Source organism: Streptomyces aurantiacus, assembly GCF_027107535.1.
Taxonomy (GTDB): Bacteria; Actinomycetota; Actinomycetes; order Streptomycetales; family Streptomycetaceae; genus Streptomyces.
Genome location: NZ_CP114283.1, coordinates 4,693,199 through 4,717,129 on the forward strand (window position 1 = coordinate 4,693,199; position 23,931 = coordinate 4,717,129).

21 protein-coding genes are annotated in these 23,931 nt (G+C 70.6%); 9 read left to right on the forward strand and 12 right to left on the reverse strand.

What is annotated here, in order from left to right; genetic code table 11:
- Window positions 1-2: 2 nt before the first annotated feature.
- The 4 genes from O1Q96_RS22755 to O1Q96_RS22770 all read right to left on the reverse strand — a co-directional run bounded on the left by O1Q96_RS22755 (window position 3) and on the right by O1Q96_RS22770 (window position 3,755).
- Window positions 3-923 (reverse strand): SDR family oxidoreductase, encoded by a 921-nt coding sequence (locus tag O1Q96_RS22755; RefSeq protein WP_269249962.1) that lies wholly within the window; start codon window positions 921-923, stop codon window positions 3-5.
- Window positions 924-1,214: 291 nt separating this feature from the next.
- The gene (locus tag O1Q96_RS22760; protein WP_269249963.1) at window positions 1,215-1,694 is read right to left on the reverse strand and encodes a MarR family winged helix-turn-helix transcriptional regulator; all 480 of its coding nucleotides are present in this window, start codon (window positions 1,692-1,694) and stop codon (window positions 1,215-1,217) included.
- A gap of 11 nt (window positions 1,695-1,705) precedes the next feature.
- Entirely contained in the window at window positions 1,706-2,767 is a 1,062-nt protein-coding gene (locus O1Q96_RS22765) for an alkene reductase (protein ID WP_269249964.1), read from the reverse strand.
- An 82-nt stretch (window positions 2,768-2,849) separates the two neighbouring features.
- Window positions 2,850-3,755 carry an NADP-dependent oxidoreductase gene (locus O1Q96_RS22770; RefSeq protein WP_269253690.1) on the reverse strand — a complete coding sequence of 302 codons (906 nt, stop codon included), beginning with the start codon at window positions 3,753-3,755 and terminating at the stop codon, window positions 2,850-2,852.
- 1,037 nt (window positions 3,756-4,792) lie between these two features.
- Between O1Q96_RS22770 and O1Q96_RS22775 the strand changes: the two genes are divergently transcribed.
- Window positions 4,793-5,116 carry a helix-turn-helix domain-containing protein gene (locus O1Q96_RS22775; RefSeq protein WP_269249965.1) on the forward strand — a complete coding sequence of 108 codons (324 nt, stop codon included), beginning with the start codon at window positions 4,793-4,795 and terminating at the stop codon, window positions 5,114-5,116.
- Window positions 5,117-5,460: 344 nt separating this feature from the next.
- On the opposite strand, the gene O1Q96_RS22780 is transcribed toward O1Q96_RS22775, so the two are convergent.
- The 5 genes from O1Q96_RS22780 to O1Q96_RS22800 form a co-directional block, all read right to left on the reverse strand.
- Window positions 5,461-5,766 (reverse strand): hypothetical protein, encoded by a 306-nt coding sequence (locus tag O1Q96_RS22780; protein ID WP_269249966.1) that lies wholly within the window; start codon window positions 5,764-5,766, stop codon window positions 5,461-5,463.
- 430 nt (window positions 5,767-6,196) lie between these two features.
- Window positions 6,197-6,412 carry a DUF6243 family protein gene (locus O1Q96_RS22785; RefSeq protein ID WP_269249967.1) on the reverse strand — a complete coding sequence of 72 codons (216 nt, stop codon included), beginning with the start codon at window positions 6,410-6,412 and terminating at the stop codon, window positions 6,197-6,199.
- A gap of 292 nt (window positions 6,413-6,704) precedes the next feature.
- Entirely contained in the window at window positions 6,705-6,848 is a 144-nt protein-coding gene (locus O1Q96_RS22790) for a hypothetical protein (RefSeq protein ID WP_269249968.1), read from the reverse strand.
- A gap of 60 nt (window positions 6,849-6,908) precedes the next feature.
- Complete coding sequence (locus tag O1Q96_RS22795; protein WP_269249969.1) at window positions 6,909-8,099, reverse strand: PP2C family protein-serine/threonine phosphatase; 1,191 nt, start codon at window positions 8,097-8,099, stop codon at window positions 6,909-6,911.
- Between the two features lie 179 nt (window positions 8,100-8,278).
- Window positions 8,279-8,644 carry an STAS domain-containing protein gene (locus O1Q96_RS22800; protein ID WP_269249970.1) on the reverse strand — a complete coding sequence of 122 codons (366 nt, stop codon included), beginning with the start codon at window positions 8,642-8,644 and terminating at the stop codon, window positions 8,279-8,281.
- Between the two features lie 223 nt (window positions 8,645-8,867).
- On the opposite strand from O1Q96_RS22800, the gene O1Q96_RS22805 reads away from it, so the two are divergent.
- Window positions 8,868-9,260: an ATP-binding protein gene (locus O1Q96_RS22805; protein ID WP_269249971.1), complete on the forward strand. Its 393-nt coding sequence runs from the start codon at window positions 8,868-8,870 to the stop codon at window positions 9,258-9,260.
- Window positions 9,261-10,624: 1,364 nt separating this feature from the next.
- On the forward strand, window positions 10,625-11,623 hold the full coding sequence (locus O1Q96_RS22810) for a ScbA/BarX family gamma-butyrolactone biosynthesis protein (RefSeq protein WP_269249972.1): 999 nt from the start codon (window positions 10,625-10,627) through the stop codon (window positions 11,621-11,623).
- A gap of 18 nt (window positions 11,624-11,641) precedes the next feature.
- On the opposite strand, the gene O1Q96_RS22815 is transcribed toward O1Q96_RS22810, so the two are convergent.
- Complete coding sequence (locus tag O1Q96_RS22815; protein ID WP_269249973.1) at window positions 11,642-12,502, reverse strand: NAD(P)H-binding protein; 861 nt, start codon at window positions 12,500-12,502, stop codon at window positions 11,642-11,644.
- A 164-nt stretch (window positions 12,503-12,666) separates the two neighbouring features.
- Here O1Q96_RS22815 and O1Q96_RS22820 point away from each other — a divergent pair, with 164 nt between their 5' ends.
- Window positions 12,667-13,341 carry a ScbR family autoregulator-binding transcription factor gene (locus O1Q96_RS22820; RefSeq protein ID WP_269249974.1) on the forward strand — a complete coding sequence of 225 codons (675 nt, stop codon included), beginning with the start codon at window positions 12,667-12,669 and terminating at the stop codon, window positions 13,339-13,341.
- Window positions 13,342-13,384: 43 nt separating this feature from the next.
- On the opposite strand, the gene O1Q96_RS22825 is transcribed toward O1Q96_RS22820, so the two are convergent.
- The gene (locus O1Q96_RS22825) at window positions 13,385-14,887 is read right to left on the reverse strand and encodes an FAD-dependent monooxygenase (RefSeq protein ID WP_269249975.1); all 1,503 of its coding nucleotides are present in this window, start codon (window positions 14,885-14,887) and stop codon (window positions 13,385-13,387) included.
- A 310-nt stretch (window positions 14,888-15,197) separates the two neighbouring features.
- Between O1Q96_RS22825 and O1Q96_RS22830 the strand changes: the two genes are divergently transcribed.
- Window positions 15,198-15,860, forward strand: a complete 663-nt coding sequence (locus O1Q96_RS22830) for a ScbR family autoregulator-binding transcription factor (protein ID WP_269249976.1) — start codon at window positions 15,198-15,200, stop codon at window positions 15,858-15,860.
- A gap of 263 nt (window positions 15,861-16,123) precedes the next feature.
- Here the strand turns inward: O1Q96_RS22830 and O1Q96_RS22835 are convergent, their stop codons facing one another.
- Complete coding sequence (locus tag O1Q96_RS22835) at window positions 16,124-16,771, reverse strand: ScbR family autoregulator-binding transcription factor (RefSeq protein ID WP_269249977.1); 648 nt, start codon at window positions 16,769-16,771, stop codon at window positions 16,124-16,126.
- A gap of 951 nt (window positions 16,772-17,722) precedes the next feature.
- On the opposite strand from O1Q96_RS22835, the gene O1Q96_RS22840 reads away from it, so the two are divergent.
- The 4 genes from O1Q96_RS22840 (at window position 17,723) to O1Q96_RS22855 (ending at window position 23,752) form a co-directional block, all read left to right on the forward strand.
- Window positions 17,723-18,736, forward strand: coding sequence for a ParB/RepB/Spo0J family partition protein (locus O1Q96_RS22840; protein WP_269249978.1), 1,014 nt, complete (start codon window positions 17,723-17,725; stop codon window positions 18,734-18,736).
- A gap of 199 nt (window positions 18,737-18,935) precedes the next feature.
- Window positions 18,936-19,112, forward strand: a complete 177-nt coding sequence (locus tag O1Q96_RS22845) for a hypothetical protein (protein ID WP_269249979.1) — start codon at window positions 18,936-18,938, stop codon at window positions 19,110-19,112.
- Window positions 19,113-19,115: 3 nt separating this feature from the next.
- A complete protein-coding gene (locus O1Q96_RS22850; RefSeq protein ID WP_269249980.1) occupies window positions 19,116-19,898 on the forward strand; it encodes a thioesterase II family protein in 783 nt (260 codons plus the stop codon).
- On the forward strand, window positions 19,895-23,752 hold the full coding sequence (locus O1Q96_RS22855; RefSeq protein ID WP_269249981.1) for a non-ribosomal peptide synthetase: 3,858 nt from the start codon (window positions 19,895-19,897) through the stop codon (window positions 23,750-23,752). The genes O1Q96_RS22850 and O1Q96_RS22855 overlap by 4 nt, the downstream gene beginning before the upstream one ends.
- Window positions 23,753-23,931: the final 179 nt, after the last annotated feature.

The following is a 23,931-nucleotide window of genomic DNA, read 5'->3' on the forward strand; positions in this document are numbered from 1 at the left end:
CGTCACCGGTGCTGTGCGGTGCGCAGCTCGTCGGTGTACCGGGCGAGGGCCTCCTCGGCCGTGGGGGCGGGGCCGAACAGCTGCTCCTGGCGGCGGGGGTCGGCGACGTAGCGTCCGGTCTCGAACCAGCGGAACATCGCGGCCAGGTCCTTGATCAGGGGCATGAAGCGGACGGTGACGGCTCCTGCGGCGCGGGCGACGGCGGACGGGACGGCCCACACCTTGATCTTCTTTCCGGCGCGGCTGCCCATCACCTCGGCCACCTCCCGCATGCTGACCGGACGGTCCCAGCCGATGTCGATCCGTTCGCCGGGCTCGGCCTCGGCGTCGACCGCGGCTGCCAGGTACGCCGCGAGATCGGAGGTGTGGACGAAGGTCAGCGGGACGGTGGCCTGGCCGATCCACACCATGCGGCCCTTGCCGACCGGGTCGCCCGCCATGCTCGCGACCTGGTCGAGGAACGCCCCCGGGCGCAGGGCGACGAACGGGACGCCGAGCTGTTCGAGCTTGTCCTCGGCGAGCTTCTTGTGCCAGAAGTGCGGGACATCGGGCGTCTGGTCGCTGGTGAGGATGCTGGTCAGGACGAACCGCCGGATGCCGGTGCGGTGGGCGGCCTCGGCGAGGTTGGCGTTGCCGATGGTGTCGATGTCGTTGGCGTTCTTGCCGCCGCGGGTGTAGCCGGCGGCGGTGGTGACGACGGCGTCGGCGCCGTTCATGGCGGCGACGAGCGAGTCGACGTCGAGCATGTCGCCGCGGGCGATCTGAACGCCCCGGCTTTCGAGCCGGCCGGCGTCGCTGGCCGGCCTCACCAGGGCGCGGACGGTCTTGCCGCGTTTGAGGAGTTCGTCGACGACCTTGCTCCCCAGGGAGCCGGTCGCCCCGACGACGAGGACCGGGAGGGTGGTTGAGCCGGTGGCAGGCATGGGGGTTGTCACTTTCCGTCAGGTCATCAGCGAGGGGCTTGGTGAGCGGGGCGGGGGCGGCTCAGACACAGGCGTCTACGTGCCGGGCGGGCCCATGGAGGCGGGCCGTGGGGGCGGATCCGCAGTGCGCCTCGCCGCCGGAACGTGCCGCGTCCGAAGGCAACCGGGACGGGATGGGCGCCACGCCGGCCTGGAGGCGGTCGCCGCATGCGCGACGGCGTGCACCCCCGTGCGCGTGCCCCTTTTCCATCTGTGGTGCGGCGTACGCGGGCAGGGGTGCACACCGGCAAGTCACCCGGACTCTTCTTCCGGCAGCGCGCGGCCGCTGATCGCCTCGGTGATGGCGTACGCGGTCTCCACGAAGGACTGCGCCTGCTGGTCCGACAGATTCCGAGCGGAGGTCTCCTCCAGGGCCTGCCACAGGGCCGCGATGGGCTCGCGCATGGCACGCCCCTTGTCGGTGAGGTGGACCACCATGACGCGCCGGTCATGTGCGGCGGGCTCGCGGACGACCAGGCCGGCGTCCTGCATGCGGCGTAGCGCCTTGGAGATGGTGGAGTGGTCCACGCCGAGGCATTCGAGCAGCTCGGACTGGGACTGGCCGTCCCGGTCGAGAAGGTGCATCAGCAGCAGTTCCTGTCCGGGATGCAGGTCCATCTCGCGCAGCAGGGTGGCGGCGTAGGCGCGGTGGGTGCGGGCGAGCTGGAAGATCGCGTAGCTCATCGGTCCGCCGCCGGCGGTCGTGGGGATGCGGGGTTCGGGGGTGGGCATGGTTCGGTTCCTCAGCGTGTGTGGGTGGGGTAGTCGGTGTAGCCGGCCGCTCCGCCGCCGTAGAAGGTGGCCGGGTCGGGGGTGTTCAGGGGTGCGCCGGCGCGGAGCCGCTCGACCAGGTCGGGGTTGGCGAGCGCGAGGGCGCCGACGGAGACGAGGTCGGCCGTGCCGTTGGCGACGTCCTTGGCGCGGGCGGGCAGGTCGGTGCCGCCCCGGTTGAGGATCAGCGTGGCCGGCCACTGCGCGCGCAGGGTGTCGAGGAGGGCCTCGTCGCCGGCGTGCATCACGTGGAGGTAGGCCAGGTCCAGGGGGCGCAGGGCGTCCAGGAGCGCCGGATACAGCTCGGCCGTGTCGGACTCTGCGATGTCGTTGTAGGGGTTCGCGGGGGAGATACGGATACCGGTGCGCTCGGCGCCGATCTCGTCGGCCACCGCGGCGGCGACCTCGACGGCGAAACGGATGCGGCCCTCGATCGAGCCGCCGTAGCCATCGGTGCGCTGATTGGTGTTGTCGGACAGGAACTGGTGCACCAGGTAGCCGTTGGCGCCGTGGATCTCCACGCCGTCGGCGCCTGCCGCGACGGCAGCCGCTGCGGCGCGCCGGAAGTCGTCGACGGTCGCCGCGACCTCCTGCGCCGACAGCGCACGGGGGGTCGGCATCTCCTGGGGCCCGGACGCGGTGAACATCACGCCCTGCGGCCGGATCGCGGAGGGGGCGACCGGCGGGCGGCCGTGGGGGGTGTTGTCGGGGTGGGCGATGCGTCCGGTGTGCATCAGCTGGATGACGATCCGGCCGTCGGCCGCGTGCACGGCGTCGGTGACCTTGCGCCACCCGGCGATCTGCTCGTCGTTGTGGATGCCGGGGGTCAGGAGGTAGCCCTGGCCGTCGGCGGAGGGCTGGGTTCCCTCGGTGATGACGAGCGCGTGCGAGGCCCGCTGGGCGTAGTACTCGGCGTTCAGCTCGGTCGGTATGCCTTCAGGCGTGGAGCGGTCACGGGTCATGGGGGCCATGACCAGGCGGTGCGGCAGAGAGATGTTGCCAAGAGTGGTCGGCGTCCACAGGGAATCCAGCATGAGGGGTCCTTCGACAGGGCGGTGACCGGCCGGTCACCGTAAAGGCAGGGGGTGGTCGTGGGGAGGCGGTGGGAGGGCGTGCTCAGCCGACGCTCAGGACGAGCTTGCCCCGCACGTGCCCGGCGTCGCTGACCTGCTGGGCCTTGGCCGCCTGGTCGAGCGGGTAGGCGGTGACGGTGGTGAGGAGCTTGCCGGCCGCGGCGTCCTGGGCCAGGGCGGCCAAGCGGGCGGTGGAGCGTTCCTGGGAGCCCTGGGAGAAGGTGATGCCCAGCTGCCGTGCACCGAAGTCGGCGATGGTGACGATGCGCCCGGTGCCGCCCCGCAGGGTGATGGAGTCCTCCAGGGCGCCCTTCCCGGCCAGGTCGAACACCGCGTCCACGCCGTCGGGGGCCAGCGCCCGCACCCGCTCGACCAGGCCCTCGCCGTACACGGTCGCGGTGGCGCCGAGCGAGGTGAGGTAGTCCTGGTTGGAGGGGCCCGCGGTGGCGATCACGCGTGCTCCGCGGGCCGTGGCGAGCTGCACCGCCAGGGTGCCCACCGCTCCGGACGCGCCGTGCATCAGCACGGTCTCCCCGGCGGCCACCCCCAGCAGGTTCAGGACCCGCTCGGCCGTCTCGCCGGCCACCGGCAGCGCGACCGCGTGCTGCCAGTCGAGGCCGGCGGGCTTGGGGGCCACGGTGGTGGCCAGCGCGTACTGGGCGTACGAGCCGGTGTCCGACCAGCCCAGCACCTCGTCACCCACCTGCACATTCCGCACGCCCTCACCCAGGGCGTCCACCACGCCGGCGAGTTCGCCACCGGGGACGGCGGGGAAGACGGTCGGGCGGACGGCCTCCAGCATCCCGGCGCGGATCTTGCCGTCCAGCGCGTTCAGCCCGGCGGCCTTCACACGGATCCGGACCTGGCCGGGGCCGGGCTGCGGGACCTCGACGTCCGCCTCGTGCAGCACGTCCGTGCCGCCAAAGTGGTCGAAAACGATTGCTTTCATCATGGCTTCAAATCCCTCCGGCCGCCAAAAAGGTGGCTGGCCACATAATTAAGGTAGCAGTAATCGTGTGGCTAGCCAAGTAATGTCGGACGTGAGGGTGCGGGCAGCCGCCCCGGCTCCCTGGAGAGGCCCCTCAGGCCCGGCTCACGGCGACCCCGCGTCTCTTCGCCCGCGCCCGGTCGCGCCGGCCTGATGCCCGTGCCCCGGCAGTGACGGCTGGGGGGTCTGCTCCTGTCGCCGTTCGAAGGCGGTAAACCCACCGTCGAACGCACGAAAATCTATGTTGGTCAGAGTAGACATTGAGCGGCTGCATGGTTATGGTTTCTCTCGTAGCCGAGATCGAGCAAGCCCGGCAGAGACGAACTGCCGGTCAGTAGTACGTAGTTCGCAGGACGGTGCGGCGGTGGAGTTCCGAAGCCAGAGCGGTTGCAGGACGGCGACGGGACTGACAGCCGGACCGGGCGGCCCGCAGTGATCAGGGGCCGCCGTGAGCAGGACCGCGGGAGCACTACCCGCAAGTGCAGTTCGCAGGATCCAGCAGTGCAGTAGCAGAGCAGCACCTCGGTGAAGGCGTCGGCTGCGGACGCGCGCACCGGGAAGTTCGGCAGTGGGGTTCTAAGCCAGAGCAGACGCAGGACGGGCGACGGGGCTGGCTGCCGAAGCGCGGCGCTGTCACAGGCCGCCAGCAGTTCGCATCACCAGCAGTAACAGCATCACCGGCAGTATCAGCAGTACGCAGTATCAGCAGTTCGCAGTCCCCGTTGGAAATGGTTGTTCAAGAGGGAAGAACGGAGGAGCTTCGCGCCATCAGGATCGCCCGGGCGGACGATTTGAGCCCGGGTACCGCAGGACATCGATAGTGAGGTGGTCTCCGGTCCAGCAACCGCGATCCCCGCACCCCCGACCGCATCTCAGTCGGGTCAGCGGAAACAGAAGGCCGGCGCAGCACTGAGGCCGGCAGATGGTGAAGCAGTTCCTTCGGGGCCTTGGTGCCGTACGGCACCAAGGCCCCTCAGCCTGTTGTACAGAGAGGTGAGATGACAGCAGACGATTCATTCGGCCGTCTCGACGACGACGACTACCCCGCCTACACGATGGGCCGGGCCGCCGAAATACTCGGCACCACCCCCGGCTTCCTGCGCGCCATCGGAGAAGCCCGCCTCATCACCCCACTGCGCTCCGAGGGCGGCCACCGCCGCTACTCCCGCTACCAGCTGCGTATCGCGGCCCGAGCCCGGGAACTCGTCGACCACGGCACTCCCGTCGAGGCCGCCTGCCGCATCGTCATCCTCGAAGACCAGCTCGAGGAAGCCCAGCGCATCAACGCCGAAAACCACCGCACAGCGCGCGTACCGCAGTAGCCGGCGCGGCCTGAGCTGCCTGCCCTGCCGGACTCGCGCTGAGGCGGCGGGATACCGGTATCCCGCGGGGTGCGGCGGTATCGAATCAGCGTGGCGGCGGTGGCCGCCACCGCCACCCGTGGTGCGGCTCATCCGCAGAAGACGGCTTCTGCGCCGGTGACGGTGTCACAGATCCGCAGTACCTGGTCCGTCCCGGTCTCCTGAAGGATCCGCTGCAGACATCGGGGCGCATCCGCCGGCACCGGCACAGTTCCGCCTGCCGCCAGGCTCCGTACGGTCAGTTCATTTCGCCGCTGGGTCCGTCCGGGAGCTGCGTGAACGGCGCACCCTGTGAGGGCGGCTGCTCAGTGGGAGTCGTCGTAGGGGTCGCGGCTGCCGGACTTGGCCAGGCCTCGGCTGATCATGTAGCCGACCGTGAGGATCACGATGTACAGCCACGCTTTGTCGGCGCGGAAGTAGTCGGCGTGGCCTTCGTCGTCGCCCACGACCATGGAAGCGACCAGTACCGCGACGACCGCAGCGATGTAGGTGAAGAATTCGGTGGTCTTGAAGGCGGCCTTCGTCTCGGTGGACAGCCGGCGCGGCCGGTGAGCGGCCGCATCGGTGCTCGTGTGAGGACTCGTGTTGCCGACCGGGTTCACAGCGCTCATGAGCAGGCACCTTTGCATGTGGGGAGCACCGGGGCGCTCCGTGTCGTGTGAGGAGCGCGTCAAGATCGACGCCGTGTCCCACGAGTGCCCCTGTCCGGCAGGATAAACAGCATGTCGCGCCATGTGCACGACAACCCTGGTTCCGTCGCGGCCGAACGCGGCGGGGCAGGCCGGCCGGCTGCGGTGTCGCCCGGCCGGGCACGGAGACGCGCTGAGCCGCTGGTGCAGCTCCGGGCGGTGGCGGTGACAGGGGCCGCCGAATCCGCGCCGCCCCGGATTGCCGGCTGCGACGAAGGGCGGCCGGCCGCGAGCTGAGCGGGACCGGCCGCGCCCGGTACGGCAGCAGAGCCCCGGTACGGCAGCAGGGACCGGACCGCGCGTCGCGGTCCGGTCCCTGCCCTGTGCGGTGCCGCCCTGCGGCGGCGGTGTGTCAGCCCTGCGCGGTGTCGTCGCCCGCCTGCCCGGCGCCCTCTGCCGCGCCTGCCTTCTCACGCATCTTGCGCACCAGCTCCGCCTTCCGGTCGGCTGCACCCTGGCGGTCGAGGTTGCGGTGCGGACCGTTGTTCTGCCGTTCGGCGCGGGACAGCTTCTTGCGCTGCCCGCCGCCCATGCCCACAGGGTTGTTGATGTTCTTGCTTACGGTCACGGGTTCTCCCGGTAATGTGAAGTGATCTACGGACTCATCGGTGGGGGACGGGCGGCCACGTCGAAGGACGTCAGCAGGGGCCCATCACGCTCTCACCCGTGAATCGGCGTCTGGAAGAACATGACAAAGACGTTACCCGGTTCCGTCGGCCCCGCACACCAGCCTTTTCGGTTCCCCCGCGGCGACCGGGCCCTCGGCGAGCGCCCGGGGCCGGCCGATTCCTTCCGGGAACCTCAGCACCGCCAACACCCGCCGGCGGTCCCCGCCCGCCCGGGGCAGGACCAGACGGGCGCTACCGGGCCGCCGCGGGCGCAGTCAGTGTCGCGACCTGGGCGTCGGCCAGCTCTTCGACCATGCCGAGCCGGCCGTAGCCGACCGTGCTCACGACGACGCCCAGGCGACCGAAGTGCGCGTGGCGATCGATGCTCTCCGGCAACGGCCGAGGCTGACCGGCCGGCGACTCCAGCTCGCGGTGGTGCGCCGGGCAGGCGTCGGCTCAGGTGCCGGCGTGGCGGTTGCTGGAGTGGGGGCCGTGCCAGTCCAGGCACAGGACGGTGGCGTCGTCTCTGGGCGGTCCGCCATGGTTGGCGTCGGTGACGGCGCCGACCAGCGTGCGCACGACCTCGCGGGGGTGCTCGGCGGCGGTAGCACTGAGGATGCCGGGCAGGTCGACGGAGTCTGCTTCGCGTTCCTGCATGCCGTCGGTGAAGAGCAAGAGACGGTCACCGGGGCGCAGGTCGAGATCCTGCACCGTGTAGGAGCCCTGCCAGGCAACACCGAAGGGCAGGTTCACGGCCAGGTGGAGTTGTTCGGCCTTGCCGTGGCGCAGGCGCAGGGGCCAGGGGTGGCCGGCGTTGACGAGCTGGGCGCTGGTGCCGTCCAGGGCGATGCGCAGCAGCTGGCCGGTGGCGAAGGTGCGCCGGCCGTGGTCGAGGAGGGCCTGGTGGGTCTGGCGGGCCTGTTCGGCCAGATCTGTTCCGGCGCGGCGGGCGCCGCGGGAGGCGTTGACCAGGAGGGTCGCTATGAGGGAGGCGTCGACGTCGTGGCCCATGGCGTCGGTGACGGACAGGTGCAGGGTGTCCTGGTCGAGGGCGTAGTCGTAGGTGTCGCCGGCGATGTCGGAGGCCGGCACCAGGGCTCCGGCGAGATCGAATTCGGGGGCTTCGCAGGAGGGGGCCGAGGGCAGGAGCTGGCGCTGGATCTCCGCGGCCAGACTGACCGTGGTGGTGCGGTTGCCCCAGTGGTAGAGGTCGGTGAAGCGGCGGTCGGTGACGATGATGTACGCCAGCGCGTGCGCCGCCTCCTCCACCTGCTCCAGCACGTCCTCGGTGACCTGGGTGAGGAACAGTTCCAGGACGCCTATGGCGTCGCCGCGGTTGGTGACCGGCGCGAGCACCCGCAGCCCCTGTGCGCCCTCCGGTGCCTGGACGAGCTTCTGGGTGCGCAGAACCTCGTCATAGACGCTGCTGCCCGCGAGAGGGACCTGATCGGGATGGTGCTCGTGGTAGGCGGCCGCTTTCTCGCTCACCCGCAGCAGGCGCCGGCCGACGACGTCGACGAACAGGAACGACACGTACCGCGCGCCGAACCGCTCACGCAGGTTGTCCGCGACGACATCCAGCGAACGCACCGGCGCGGCGTCCTCCGCCGCCGCCAGCACCTCCGCCAGTCCGATCCGATCACGCATCCGCTTGAGCCTCTCCGAGGGGTGAGTTCTCCCGCCCGCTTTTGTCGGCATGACAGTACGCGTCGGCGAGAGCCGCGATCACACTTTTCGATGGGCTCGAAATGCGCTGCCAGAACACCGATTCCAGGGGAACGGCCCTGTGGAGCAGCGCGCCGGGCCCCGGGAGAGCACGAAGAAGTTCAGGCGGTCAGGGCCTGCTCGACGCTGGGATGGAAGGAGATCACCGTGTCCAGGCCGACGACCCGCAGAATCCGCAGGACGGCTCCCTGCGCGCCGGCGATGCGCAGCCATCCCTGAGCGTCACTCGCAGCCTGATGCGCGGCGAGGAAGACGTTGATGCCGCTGGAGTCCATGAACGTCACACCACTGAGGTCCGCCACCATCCGTGGCGATGCCACGCTCTCAGGAGGCAGCAGCGCCTCGGCGAGTACGTCCTTGACGGTGCGGTCGATCTCGCCGTGCAGAGTGATCACCCGGACGCCGTCGGCGGTGGTGCGGCCGATCGCCAACTGACCGGACTGGCCTGCTCCGTGGGTCTCTGTCACCGTTTCCTCGATTGCGCTCGCTGAAGGGTGTCTCGGGCTCCGACACGATAAGCACCGGACTGCCCCGATAGTACGGCGAATAACCGTTCGCACGTAGCCGCTGCTCAGGGGACTTGCGGGGATGGTGCGGGGTACCCGCAGCGTGTGAACGTGGGAAGAGGCGGAGCCAGTGAAAGTTCCCGAAGGCGAAGGTGAAGACAACGGGGCGAGCAGTCGCGGCCCGATGCACGACGCTGTCGCCCTGGACGGGGAAGGGCCCGTCATAGCCCAGGCGCGCCACCGCGCGGTGGGCTTCCTCACCCGCGTCCAGGCCGAGTACGGCCTGCGGGTGTCCGCACGCGCGAAGGACCTGACCCAGCTCGTGGTCAGCGAGCTGGTCACCAACGCCCGTCGGTATGCTCCCGGCCCGACGCACATGGAACTGCGCATCTGCGACTCCGCGGTGGAAGTCGTCGTCCAGGACAGCGATCCCGTCCTGCCGGTGGCCCGGACCGCTGATGCGGGCCGGGTCGGGCAGCACGGCCTGGAGATCGTCACGGCCGTCACTGAAAGTCTGGAGATCCAGCGGGAGCCGGCCGGCAAACGCATCACCGCCCGCATCGCCCTGCAGGAATGATCCCGGCGGGAAACGGCGACGGACGCCGCCCTCAGCAGCAGCCCGCGCTTTGAAGTTGGCTGCGGGTGTCTTGCGGCCGGGAGCCAACGGGTGGACGGGCCAGTTGTGTTCCGCACACCACAACGCGGTGTCCACAGGGGTACGAAGCCGGGCGGGGCTGATGTCGGCAACTGCTCGGTCTGCTGGGTCGCTTGTGGAAAACGGCAGGTCAACGGGCATCGCGTGGTCCGTTCAGCGACTGAAGCGACCCGGATACGGAATGGGTCGCGTCATCCGCGCAGGGGCTGCGGTGGTCCGGATCGCGCCGGGGGAGAGCCGCATTCGCGCCGGTGTGCGGAGCAGGCGCGTGGCCGGCTCGTGCGGGGAAGCCGGACCGTGCCGGAGATCAGGTGTGCGAGTGAGGTCCCGTGGCGGGCGTGGAGAGGCGGCGCCCCGGCCGGGGACCTGCGATGTCGGTGGGGGGCGCGGCGGATCCCTGTCCGCGTCTTCGGGCCGGGACGGGCCGCGCACGGGACCTGACGCCGCTTCAGCGGGCAGCGGCCGGCTAAGGGCGTAGATCGGAACCTGGTAGCGAGCATGCCGTCCCCCCGGGGCGTGCTGGATCTACTGCGCAATCGGCGCTGAGCTCACAGGACGTGCTTGGCAGGCAAAAGAGTCCTGTGGCCCGGCTGCGGCGTCTTGGTGTGGTCTGGTTCCTCACCGCGAATAGAAAATAACGCCTACCCGTTTTGTTTGTCGAGCATGCATGTCATCTGCCCTGTCAAGGAAACGCCAAGAAGGCTGGGACGACAAGGCATTTGAGGGTGTGGTGCGGCGGCGGTGACGGGTGGGTTCCGCTCGACCGCGTGGTGGTGCTGCTGCAGGCATGGCCCTCATCGCGGATCTCTTGGGTGTCTGCCCGTAAGCGGGCGGAGCGGTCTGTTGTCTGCTGCGGGCTGGGCGGTGGCTTCGTTCTCTCGGCCGGGACCGCGCCGGTGGTGTCTGGCGGACCGGTGTGAGGGGCGGAGGCAGCCGGCCGGGCTCCGCCCGGGCTCTGCGCGAGGAGTGGGCGCGGGCAGACGGGCCGGCCCGCACTGTTCACGGCCGTGGCGGCCCTGATGCCCGATACCGGGAATCTCCTGGCACTCGCACTCGGCAACGGGATGTACTGTCCGCCTCGGCCGGCGACGTGCCACTATCCGGAGCCAGGCTCGAGGCGCGCTGGTGGTCCGCTGGTGTGACGGCACGAGTGGAGAATGTAATTCCACTTCCCGTCCCGCGTACCGGCCAGTAACGTCTAGAAATGAAACCGGTTGGTATGTATCTTCGGTTGGGCGGAGATGCGCATCGTCCCGTGCACGTTCAGACGCGATCCTGGGGGATACATGTCAGCGTTGGACACGTTCCGGTACGAAGCACCGACCGTTCGGTCTTCGCGGGAGGGCGGGGGAACCGCGCCCGCCCTGACCCGCTACGGCTCTCTCACCTCCACAGTGCCCAAGGAGCTCGTGCACCGGGCGGCCGTCGCGGAGGTCCTTCTCACCGGCTGGGAGCGGCGCGGCGACGCCCGTTTTGCGGTCACCGCCCAGTGGCCGCGGGCGCACAGCTTCTTCACTCTGGCCAACGGCACCCATTACGACCCGCTCATGGCCACAGAAACAATCCGCCAGGTTGGTTCTCTATTGGCGCATGCAGAGTTCGATGTTCCTCTCGGCCACCAGTTCCTGATGCGCGACCTCCACGTAGCCGTGGAGCCGCAGTACCTCGGCCTGGAGGGCGTCCCCGCCTCCCTGGAACTCGAAGTCGATTTCACCGACGTCAAGCAGCGCCGCCAGGGTCACGCGGGTGCCTCCTACGAGGTGGTCGTCCGTCGTGACGGTCACGTGGTGGCCGTGGGTGGAGCCACCTACACCTGTGTCGGTCCCGAGGTCTACCGGCGGGTCCGGGCGGGCCGGCTGTCCGCCGAACGCCCCGCGCTCCGGCTCACGGCACCGGTCTCGCCGCAGAGCGTGGGCCGCATGTCGCCCATGGACGTCGTGCTGTCCCCGCTGGGCGAGACGCACCGCTGGCAGCTGAGAGTGGACAGCCGCCACCCCATACTGTTCGACCACCCGGTGGACCACGTTCCCGGCATGGTGCTCATCGAGGCCGCCCGGCAGGCCACCATCGCCGTACTCAAGCCCATGGCGTCGGCCGGGGCCTTCCTGCTGCCCACCCGGATCGTCAGCGAGTTCCAGCGGTACGCCGAGCTCGACAGCCCCTGCTTCATCGAGGCGCAGGCCGTGCCCACCGGCTCGGACGAGGGCCTGGTGCTGGTGACCGGCCGGCAGAACGGCGAACCTCTCTTCAGTACCACTGTCGCTGCCTGCAGCGTCGCCGCCTGACCGGTGCAGGGGCACCTCTCACGGCGCTGCGGCTTTCGGACCGAAGGACTGTGCGTGATCTCGCGCCCACACGCGGAACGGCCTGGGCGCCCGGCCCGTCACCGTCAGCACGGTGTCCAGTACCTGCGCCTTGGCCCCGGCCCGCTGCCGCAGCGCACTGTCCAGCAGGGCTTCCACCACCGTCTCGGGATGGCGCCGCAGCAGTGCCTCGCGTGCCTGATGCGGCGTCAGTTCCTCGAACCGCAACGGCCGGCCGAGTGCCTCGGCCAGCTGCCGGGTCTGTTCCGCGGCGGTGAGCGGATGCGGCCCGGTCAGGGTGTAGGCCCGGCCCGTGTGGCCGTCCTCGGTGAGTGCGCGCACGGCCACCTCGGCGATGTCCCGGGGGTCGACGCAGGCGTTGGGGCTGTGGCCGTACAGCGCGCGCACCAGATTTTCCCCGCGGACCGAGGGGGCCCACGACAGGGCGTTGGACATGAAGGAGCGGGGGCGCAGCAGCGTCCAGTCGAGCGCCGAGGAGGTCAGCGCTGATTCGCAGGCCCGCTGCCAGCGGGTGATGGCGTCCTGTGCGCCGGTGTCGGTGACGGCGGCGGCCGAAAGCTTGACCACGTGCTGCACGCCGGCTTCGCGTGCCGCGTCGAGGAAGGCGGCGTCGTCGTCCCCTGCCACCCTGCTGGTCACCAGCAGGGCGCGGCGCACACCGGTGAGCGCCCGGCGCAGGCCGGCCGGGTCGCCGTAGTCCCCGCGTACCGTCTCCAGGCCCGCACGCGCGAGGGTCACCCGGGAAGGATCCCTGGCCAGGGCGCGCACCGTGCAGTGGGCGGGCAACTGCTCGAGCACCAGCCGTCCCACCGTGCCCGTGGTTCCCGTCACCAGGATCATCTGTCCCCCTTCGGCGCGGACTGCCAGGAGTCCGGCGCCATGGTCGTCGTAGAAAAGTCGTCGATTGACCGGGCTGCGGACCCCGTCCCGGTGTAAGATACATACTCGACGGTTTTTTTGTGTTGGGTCGCATGGCCCAGTGACTCTGAGAATGGAGGGAAACAGTGGTCAAGCAGGACCGGGCGATTCGCACCCGCCAGACCATCCTGGCGGCAGCAGCGACGGTGTTCGAGAAGCGTGGATACCAGGCCGCCACCATCACTGAGATCCTCGCCACCGCCAACGTGACGAAGGGGGCCCTGTACTTCCACTTCCAGTCCAAGGATCACCTGGCACAGGGCGTACTCGCGGAACAGGACCAGCGTCTTGTGGTCCCCACCCGCAACACCAAGGTGCAGGAGATCGTCGACACAGTCGCCCTGCAGGCCTATCGCCTGCAGACGGACCCGATGGTCAGAGCAGGTGTGCGCCTGTCACTGGACCAGCAGGCGACCGAACTCGACCGCAGCGGCCCCTTCCTGCGCTGGAGCGAGATCGTCCTCGGTCTCCTGCAGGAGGCCGACGGAGAACTGCTGCCCCATGTGGTCCCCACCGAGACGGCCGACGTCCTGGTGGGTTCCTTCGCGGGCGTCCAGGCCATGTCGCAGACGATCAGCGGTTACCAGGACCTGAACCACCGGATCTCCGGACTGCTGCGGCACGTCCTGCCCAACGTCGTGCTGTCGTCCGTGCTCGCCACCCTGGATCTTTCCCCCGGCCGCGGAGCCCAGGTGTACCGGGAGGCGGGAGGGACCCCGACGGTGGAGGAGCCCCCCAAGATAGTCGCTGCCGCGAGCTGATGACGGACGTCGCCCCGGCCGGCCCGCTCCCGCGGCGGGCAGGTCACCCCACGGGGCGTACGGCACTCTCGTCGCTCAGATACAGGGCCAGGGTCGCTTCCAGGCCCGCGCCGTCGGAAGCCCAGGCGATATAGCCGTCGGGGCGTACGAGCAGTGCGGCGCACGGGACCACCGCCACCGGCTCGGCTCGTACGGTCCGCACCGACCGGCTCCACGCCTGCGCGGCCTTCTCGTGCTGTTCGCAGGTATCGGTGCCGAAGAGCAGGAGCAGCATCCGTCCCTCTTGCAGCAGACGGATCACATCGGTCGGTCCCGACTGCGTGGTCAGGGCGATGTTCTGCAGGAACTTCCCCTCCCACGCCGAGGGAGCGGCCGAACGCGCCGGCAGCACGGTGTCCTGGGCGCTGATCATCGCGCCGAGGTGGGAACCGCCGGGGTCCTTGGCGAGCAGCCCGCTGAACAGATTCCGCAGCGAATCGAGCCGGACCTCCGGGTGCATCAGGGACACCTGCGCCCGGACGTTCTCGATGACGCGCTCGGCCGCGGGCCGGCGCTCGGTGTCGTAGGAGTCCAGCAGGCTCTCGCCGGCCGCGCCACGCACGGTGGCCGCCAGCTTCCAGCCCAGGTTCAGGGCGTCGAGGATCCCGGTGCTCAGGCCCTGCCCCCCGATGGGGAAATGCAGGTGCGCCGCGTCTCCGGCCAGCAGGACGCGATCCTTGCGGTAGGTGTGAGCCAGCCGCGCGTAGTCGCTGAACCGGCTCAGCCACCTCGGCGCGCTCATCCCGATCTCCCGGCCCATGATCTGCGACGTCTCCTCGCGCAGTTCGTCCAGGGACAGGGGCTTGCCCCGATCGGCGTGCGTCCGCGTGAAGTTGACCGTCCGGACGTGCATCCCACCGTCCGCGGCCTCCTTGGCCACGACCCATCCGTGCGCGGTGCGGTGCCACCCGCCGCTGAGGGAGTCCGGGTCGTCCAGCCGTACGAGACCCATCATGGCGGAGACGGTGGGGGCGTGCGTGTCGCAGCGGATGCCGGCCAGTTCGCGCACCGTGCCCCGCGCGCCGTCGGCGCCGACCGCGAAGGCCGCGTCGAACTCCGTGCGCCCCTGCGGCCCTTCGGCCACCACCCGTACACCGTCCGGCCGCTGTGCCAGCTCGACCATGCGGTGCTCGCGCAGCACCTGCGCACCGTACGCGCGTGCCCGGTCCTCGAAGAGCCGCTCGAGATCGGCTTGAGCCCGCTTCAGGACCGGTTCGGGTTCGGCCGCGGGCGCGGTGATGTGCAGCCCCGGAAGGCCCGCGAAGTGGAACGGACTGCTGACGGTGCCCGCCGCGGGGGAGAACTCGGGGGCGGGCAGGTATCCCCGTCGGGCGAGTGTCTGCGTCGTACGGGCGTGCAGAGTGGTGGCCTTGGGCCGCGTCGACGTACCGGCCTCGCCCTCCAGGACCACCACGGTCACGTCGCATTGAGCCAGTTCGGCAGCGAGCAGCATGCCGACCGGTCCTCCGCCGACCACGACCACGTCCGTAGGTATCGGACGTACCATCCGGGACTCCTCGTCTCCCCTGGCCTGCGCTGTCACGGATTCGCCTCGCAGCGCACACCCGTCCGCCCGGTCAGCGGCACGTCCGACAGTCGTTCGAAACATACCCGAACACAACGGACTTCGTGGGGGAGTTGTGAAGCCTTGACGGCTCTCTCGCAACCGGCGCCCCGTGACGCGGCAAAAGGTGCCGCGAGGACCAGGAGACACAGGAAACCGTGCGTGCGGTTTGTTAATCTGTGGGGAGGGACGCGCGGCGGTACCGGCCGCGCCCCTTTGTCCTGCCCCGCACATCCGGAACAGTGGAGCTGAGATGCCCCAGCAGGACCGCGCGCTGCGCACGCGCGCCGCTCTGATCGCCTCCGCCGCCGAGGTCTTCGACCGGCACGGCTACCCGCTCGCGTCCTTGTCCACGATCAGTTCACGTGCCGGAGTGAGCAACGGGGCCCTTCACTTCCACTTCCCCAGCAAGGCGTCACTGGCTGACGCCGTCGGGGCGTCGGCCGACCACCGGCTCGCCGGGATCACCGGGCGCAACGCGGGCCTGCTTCCCGGCGGTTCTCTGCAGCTCCTCATCGATGCCACCCACGAACTGGTCCGGGGTTTCGGTGACGACCCGGTACTGCGGGTCGGCTTCAGCGTGGCCCGCAGTGTCCAGGCGAGCGGCGCCTCGGCCGCCGGCCCTCGCCGCCACTGGAAGGCGTGGGTGGAGGAGACACTTCACCAGGCTGCCGGGGAGGGCACGGTGGCCCCGGGAATTCCCGCACAGGCAGTGGTGGGCACCCTGGTGGCCACCACGCTGGGCCTCGGCGCCCTGGGGGGACGGAACGGGTCCCGGCATGCGGCCGGCACCGTCACCCGCCTGTGGGAGCTGTTGCTGCCCGGCCTCGTGGCGGGCGGCGTCATGGGAAAGCTCGTGACGACCGGGACGACCGGGACGACCGGGACGACCGGGACGGCCGCCGGACGCGGCTGAGGCTCCTGCCCGGCGGCGCGGCCTGCGGCGGGGCGGGAAACCCCGGCTCGCCGGCACCCCCGTCGCGCGCACGGACGCACCGCGTCAGCCGGTGACATGCGGCGTGCCGCCTGAGTGTGCAGCCGGCCGGGCAGGTCCGCCCGTGCGCCGGCACCCGCCGTACCGACGGCGGCCGACGCGGCACACCGGAGGCGGGCCGGCCCGGCGGCCCGGGGAGCCCCGGTGCATCCGAGCCGCAGACGGCACGGGGCACCGGGGCAGGCTCACCCGATGGGGGAGCGGGCTTCGCCGGAGCGTGCCGCCGAGCCGGCCGGCTCAAGTGCCGCGAGGGCCTCGGGGCGGGCGATGCACGGCAGGATGAGCCCCCAGAAGGCGGTCAGCGCCTCGGCGGAGAACCAGGCGGGGTCCTCGCGCCCGAGAAGCTCGAAGCCCGTGGTCGCCGCGACGACGGTGTTGGCGACATCGGGGTGCTCGGCCCCTTCGGCCAGGAGTGCCTCCTCGAAGGCCTCCGCCAGCAGCTGCCGCACACACACACGCCACTCCTGATGGAGCGTCGGGCTGGTGTGCTGCGGGGCCTCGTAGCTCAGTTTGAAGCCGGCGCGTGCCACGACATCCCGTCGCATCCGGCCGGCCAGGGCGTGCGAGGTGTCCGTCAGGCGCTGCAGTGCGTTCATGCCCGGGCGCTGGGCGAGCCAGGCCTCCCGGCGCAGACTCACACCGGCCGAGGCCTCGACGGTGGAGGCCATCGCCGCCTTGTTCTCGAAGTGGAAGTGCAGTGCGCCCGGGCTGACGCCGGCGCTGGCACTGATGTCGGCCAGCTTCGCCTGAACGTATCCGTGCCGCTCGAACGCCTCAGCCGCGGAGCGGATGAGTGAGTCGCGTGTGCGAACGGCACGTTCCTGTTTGGTCACTGGTGCTCCTTGAGTAGGAGGGCGGCACCTTGAGCTTTATGAAACCAGCATAGCGGTTTCTAATGTGCTTCGGCGGTCCGCGTGCGCTCCGCCTGCCCGCGAGGGGGCGGGGCAGGAGGGTGCAACGAACGGACGAAGCGCGCATATGGGGTGAGGGTCCTGCGGCGCTCGCGGCGCCAAGGAGATGTCGACCAAGGGATTGAAACCGACGCAGCGGTATGATTTCATGAGGTCGTTCCCGGTCGAAGGGGTCGGCGGTACGTCGGCTCCGGCAGCTCCCAGCGTGCGCAAGCAGCGGCTCGGAGAGGCTTCCTTTCTTGGCAGGCAGGCAGCCTGAGCAGGTGTTTTACCTGTTCTACCCGACCAGGGCGAGCTCCCGTACTTGCGCCGAAAATCCCCCGCGGTGCAAGTGCGGGAGCGTTCTGTTTGATCCCCCGTCGCAGCCGAAAATCTCCAAGACTGCGCTAGGGGTCGATAAAAAACCCGCACACTGGTATTTTTCAATCCAAGGTTGTTGCGACCGTCGAGGGGAGCCGCGGTGCACCTGCAGCAGTTGCGTGTCAAGTGGCACGCGATGAACGGATCGACGCCGGCAGAGGCGTTCGAGCACCCGCACCGGACCCACAACCCGCCGTATGGATGCGCCGGCGCCACCGCCCGCACCCACACACCCGGTGAAGAGAACTCCTCGAGCGCACCGCCTTGTTCAGCGCTCCCGTGCCGCACCGGGCGCACCTCGGTCCATCCGTCCGCCGCCCGGCGCGGCGAACACACCCGGCACCCACAGGGACCCGCACAACCACGGGGGAGGAACCAGCACGCCATGAAGGACCTGGACACCCGCACCGCCGCCATCGCGAGCAGGCCCGCCGCCGGGGGACCGGCCCGCCCCTGCCGGTGCGCCGTGCGAACCGCCGCCGGCCGCACGCCGACACCGCGGGAGGCATGGCTATGAGCACGCAGCTCGCTGTCGTCGACAGCGCCCAGAGCCCCGCGACCGCCGTCGAACCCGCCGAGCGTCCGTCCGGCCTGCGGGCCACCGTCGCCGTCAGTGAGCTCCTGCCCTCGGACTCGCCGCGGGTCAACGGCGAGGACGACGACCACGTGCGGCTGCTCTCCGAGCTGGACGCCCCGTTGCCGCCGATCCTCGTGCACCGGCCCACGATGCGCGTCATCGACGGCATGCACCGCCTGCGCGGAGCCCAGCTGCGCGGGGACAAGGAAGTCGAGGTGGAGTTCTTCGACGGAGAGCCGGCGGACGTCTTCGCCCTGGCCGTCAAGCTGAACGTCTCCCACGGCCTTCCCCTCACCCTGGCCGACCGCACAGCCGCAGCGGCACGGATCGTCACCGACCGGCCGCAGTGGTCGGACCGCCGCATCGCCGCCAACACCGGCCTCGCCGCCGGCACCGTCGCGGCCATCCGGCGCCGTTCAACCCCCCAAGGCGAACAGTCGAACACCAGAATGGGGCGCGACGGCCGGGTCAGGCCGCTGCACGCCGCCGAAGGGCGACTGCGGGCCAGCCGGATCATCGCCGACCACCCCGACGCCTCCCTGCGCGAGATCGCCCAGCGCGCCGGTATCGCCACCGCCACCGCCAAGGACGTACGCGACCGCATCCGGCTGGGACAGGACCCGGTGGCTCCCCGGCCCCGGACCGTCCCCTCCCAGACCTCGCCGGCCACCACGCCCCGGCCGGCCGGCAGCCGTGCCGCCATCCGGACCTCCGCCGCGGCCATCAGCCTGATGCTGCCCAACATGAGCAAGGACCCCTCGCTGCGCACGGAGTCCGGCCGGACCCTCCTCCACCTGCTGAGCCTGCATGCCATCGGTGACGAGGCGAAGTGGAGCCGCCTGGCCCAGAGTGTCCCCGGACACCGCGCCGGAACGCTGGCACAGGCCGCCCGCCGCTGCGCCGAGCACTGGCTGCGTCTGGCTCACGAACTCGAGATGCGGTGCCCGTGACACCACCGCTGCCTCTCCTTCCCTCCACAGGCGCAGCCACCCCGGCCCGCCTGCCCCCGGCAACGCCCCGAATGCAGACCAGCCAGGCGAAGAAAGCCGGAGCACAAGAAAGCGGCCGGCATCACGCACCGCCACAAAATTCCGGCCCGCCCGGCGGACGGACAAGCATCGTCGGGCTCTGCCGGAAAAGGCTCACCAGATGGTCGATCCGATTACGGAGAAAATCCCGGTGAACTCCGCACAGCACGCTGCCGGCACGAAAATTTCTGAATTCATGACCGACATTATTGGAGGAGCAGTGCGAACACATTCGCGTTGCACGCCGGACCTGAATTTCCCGGCGCAGAGCCGAACTCACATCGACGGCGGGGTGTGAGCCGTGACCGGTATTCCCGAACTCATCGCCGAGACCCCCTACATCTGGCGCGCCAGGCGGGGCGACCACCGCCACCGCCTGATCTGCTTCCCGCACGCAGGGGCCGGAGCGGGTGCCTACGCCGAGTGGGCGGCACTGCTCCCCCCGGAGATCGAACTCGCCGCCGTGCAGCTTCCCGGGCGCCAGAACCGCATCGCCGAACCCCCCGTCACGGCGGTGGGACCGCTGGTCAAACTGCTGACCCAGGCCCTGCGCCCCGTCATGGACGGGCCGTTCTCCTTCTTCGGCCACTCCGGAGGCGCCGTTCTCGCCTTCGAACTCGCGCGAGCCCTGCAGGCGAAAGGAGGCCCCCAGCCCAGCGGGCTCTTCCTCTCCGCCCAGTCCGCCCCGGGAACCGCCGGCCGGGTCAAGCAGCTGCGCGACCTCACCGATGACGACCTGGCCGCCGAAGTGGTCCGCCTGGGCGGCATCGAACCCGAGATCGCCGAGGACCAGGACGTCATGGACGCCCTCCTGCCCACCCTGCGAGCCGACTTCGACCTGTGGGAGCAGCACCGCATCGGGTCCGGCCCCCGGCTGAAGAGCCCCATCACCGTCCTGAGCGGAGCCTCCGACCCCCGCGCGCCACTCGACACGCTCGACGGCTGGCGCGAGCAGACCGACGGCGCCTTCACCACACGGCTCTACCCCGGAGGCCACTTCTACTTTCTCCACGACCCGGCCGAGCTGATCCACGACATCAGTCAGGCACTGCTGCAGCCCGAGAAGGCAGGGAGCGTTTCATGAGCACCTCAGGACCCCTGGAGCCGCGCCTCATCGAGGAGATAGCAGCCGCCGTACGGGCGGTGCCCGGCGTCCAGCAGGCCGTTGCCGTGGTCCGGCAGGGCGCACGGGCGGTCACTGCGGAACTCGACCCGGCCGCACCCGCCCCCGCCCCGCCCGCCGAGCCGGCCCTCGCCGAGCCCCGCGTCCACCGGCCCGCCTCCCAGCTGTACGGCGGTGACCTCCACGTCCCCCCGGGCGGCGCCGGCACGCTCCAGGAGGCACTGCGCCAGGCGGCGGCGCAGGCGCCCGACAAGGGCACCGTCTACGTCCGCACCGGCCGCGAGCCGCAGTTCCAGAGCTATGCCGAGCTCCTCACGGAAGCCGAGCACGTCCTTGCGGGCCTGCGGGCCGCCGGACTGGAGCCGGGTGACGCGGCACTGTTCCAGTTCGAGGACCACCGCACCTACATGACCGCGTTCTGGGCCTGCGTACTCGGCGGGTTCGTCCCCACTCCGGTCGCCGTGGCCACGACCTACACCGCGCACAACGAGACCAACCGCAAGCTGCGCAACGCCTGGGACCTGCTGGACAAGCCCACCGTGCTCACCGACGCCGCCACCGCGCCCGCCCTGCGGGAGGTGCGCAGTCTCTGGAACGAGTCGACCGTGCGCGTCCTGGAGGTCGAGACACTGGCCCGGCACGCTCCCGACGCGGACTGGTACGCCTCCGGGCCCGACACCCCCGTGATCAACCTGCTCACCTCCGGCAGCACCGGCGTCCCCAAGTGCGTCCAGCACACCAACGCCTCCGTCGCCGCCCGCAGCTGGTCGGTCATCCAGGGCCGCGGCTACACCAGCGACGACGTCAGCGTCATCTGGATGCCGCTGGACCACGTGACGATGGTCTTCTACAACATCCGGGACGTGTTCCTGCGCAGCCTCCACGTCAACGGGAAGATCGACGACTTCCTCGGCAACCCCCTGATGTGGCTGGACCTGCTGGACCGCTACGGGGCGACCAACACGTGGGCCCCCAACTTCGCCTTCAACCTCTTCCACGAGTACGCCGACCAGGTCGCCCAGGGGCAGTGGGACCTCTCCCGCGTCCGCGAGTTCGCCAACGGCGGCGAGCCCGTCATCGCGGCGAACAGCCATCGCTTCCTCGAACTGCTCAAGCCGCACGGCCTGCCCGCCGACGCCATGGCGCCCGCCTGGGGCATGTCGGAGACCTGCTCCGGCGTCACCTACTCCACGCAGAGCCGCGAGGACCGCACCGCCGGCACCGTCGTCGTCGCCCCCTCCTCCTTCGACGGGGACCTGCGCTTTTCCGACGAGGCCGGCGGCAAGGACGCGGTGTCCTTCTCCACGGTCGGAGCACCCCTTCCAGGAGTGACGGTCCGGATCGTCGACGCCGCCGGAGCCGTCCTGCCCGAGGACCGGATCGGCGAACTGCAGATCCGCGGCGTGACGATGATGCGCGGCTACCACGGCAACGCCGAGGCCAACCAGGCCGCCTTCGACCCCGAGGGCTGGTTCCGCACCGGCGACCTCGCCTTCGTCCACGACGGCCAGCTCGTGATCGCCGGACGCAAGAAGGACCAGATCGTGGTCCGCGGCGCCAACTACGTGGCCCACGAGCTGGAAAGCATCGTCGAAGAGGCCGAGGGCGTCCGTGTCACCTACTCGGCGGCGGCAGGCGTACGCGAGCCGGGGGAGGGCTCGGACCGCCTCGTCGTCTTCTTCGTCCCCACCCGGTGGGACACCGACTCGCTCACCCGCACCCTCCAGAACATCAGGACCGGGCTCGGCCGGGAGGCTGGCCTGGCGCCCGACCTCCTCGTACCCGTCACCTCGGCCGAATTCCCCAAGACCGCCAGCGGGAAGATCCAGCGCGGCGCGCTCGTCGCCGACCTGAAGGCAGGCCGGTTCGCCGACCGGACCGGACAGGAGGAAGAGGCGTCCGGCCGGCCGGACACCGCCTTCTTCCGCCGCCAGTGGTCACGCCTGGAGGACGCCGCCGGCCACAGCGCCACCGACGGCGTCCGGCTCGTCTTCGCCGAGCCCGGCGACCTCCCGCTCCTGGGACTCGACCGGGGACGAACGGTCCTGGTCCGCCAGGGAGAGGACTTCGCCCAGGAAAGCCCCGTCACCTTCCGCGTCGCACCACACGACAGCTCCCAGATCAGCCGGGTGCTGGCCGAGGTCACCGCCCGGTACGGCGCCATCTCCACGGTCGTACTCGCCGGATTCCCGACCGAAGGCGGCGAACGGCCCGACCACAGCGCCAGGCTCCACGAGATCACCAGCCGGCTGACCTCCCTGACGGCGGCCCTGGACGGCGCGACCTGGCCAGGCGCCGCCCGCCCGCTGCTGCTCCTGCTCACCACCGGCGCGGTGCACGTACGCCCCTGGGACAGGATCGACCTCGGCGTCTGCGCACTGCCCGGGATGGTGCGCACCGCCGCCACCGAGCTCTCCCACCTCACCGTCCGCCAGCTCGACCTGCCGGCGGACCGGGACAAGTGGGCGGCCGCCGTCGCCGCCGAACTGGCCGACCGCTCCCACACCGGGGTGGTGGCCGCACGCGAGGGCCTGCGCTGGCAGCCCCGCCTGCGACCGGTGCCCGAGGCGGAGACGGACGGCCCCTCCGCGATCGTCCCCGGCGGCCTCTACCTGGTCACCGGCGGGCTCGGCGGCATCGGCCACGACATCGCCGGATACCTCCTGGCCGCCTACGGCGCACGCCTGCTGCTCGTGGGACGCTCGGCGCCCACGGGGGAGAAGGCGGACGCCCTGGCCGAACTGGCCGCTCTGGGCGAACTGGCCTACGTGCAGGCCGATGTCGCCGACCGCACCGCCCTCGCCGCGGCGGTGACCGAGGCCGAAACCCGCTGGGGCCGCCCCCTCGACGGTGTGCTGCACCTGGCGGCGGCCGATGTCAGCGGCCAGTGGAAGGACCTGGAACGGCACACCCTGGCGAAGGAGTCCCAGGACACCTTCACCGCGCAGTACGCAGCGAAGGTGGCCGGCACCCTGGCCATCGCCGCCGTCCTGGAGAGCCGGCCGAAGGCCTCCCTCGTGCTCTTCGGGTCGGTCAACGGGGAGTTCGGCGGCCGCTCCTTCGGCGCCTACTCCGCCGCCAACACCTTCCTGGTGGGCTTCGCCGACCACTGGCGCCACGAGCGCGGACGCGATGTGCAGTGCCTGGCCTGGAGCATGTGGAACGACGTCGGCATGAACCGAGGACAGTCGGCGGCCCTCGCCGGCCGGCGCGGATTTCGTGCCATCGACCCCGACGACGGACTGCGGGCCTTCCTGGCGGCCACGTCCATGCCCCAGCACTACCTCCTGATCGGCCTGGACCTGGAGAACCCGGCGATCCTCGCCGAACTCGCCACCGACGAACTGAGCGCCAGGGAAGTCCTGGTGGCCTTCACCGCGGACAGCACGGACGCGGAGGCCGTGCACGCTGCCATCGAGCCCGTCCTGCGTGACTTCCCCGTCCCGGTGCGTCTGATCGAGGTCACCCGCATCCCGGTGGACGCCGCCGGCGCCGTGGACACCACCCAGCTGCTCCTGGACGCGGCACCCAAGCGGCCCGGCACCCGCCGGACGTACCAGGCGCCCGCCTCGGACGCGGAGCGCCAGATCGCCGCGATCTGGGAGGACGTCCTCGGCCAGAGCACCGTCGGCCGCGACGACTCGTTCTTCGACCTGGGCGGCAACTCCCTGCGGGCCACGCGGCTGCTCGCACGCATCGACGAGGAACTGGGCGTCCGGCTGACGGCCAACCAGCTGTACGAGAACCCCACGGTCGCGGGCCTGGCCCACGCACTCGACCTCGTCGGCCCGGCCGAACCCGTAGCCGCCGGCTGACCCCGCAAGGCCGTCCGGGGCGGGACACCATTCCCGGACGTCCCCCTATTCATGACGACGCAATTCCTTTTCCGCGCCGGAATGAATTCCTCCAGGAAAGCGCCCTCCCCTTTCGTCACCGACGGGGGAGGGCGCTTTTCGTGGTGTTCGACTGCTCAGTCCGAACATCATTGTCCCGA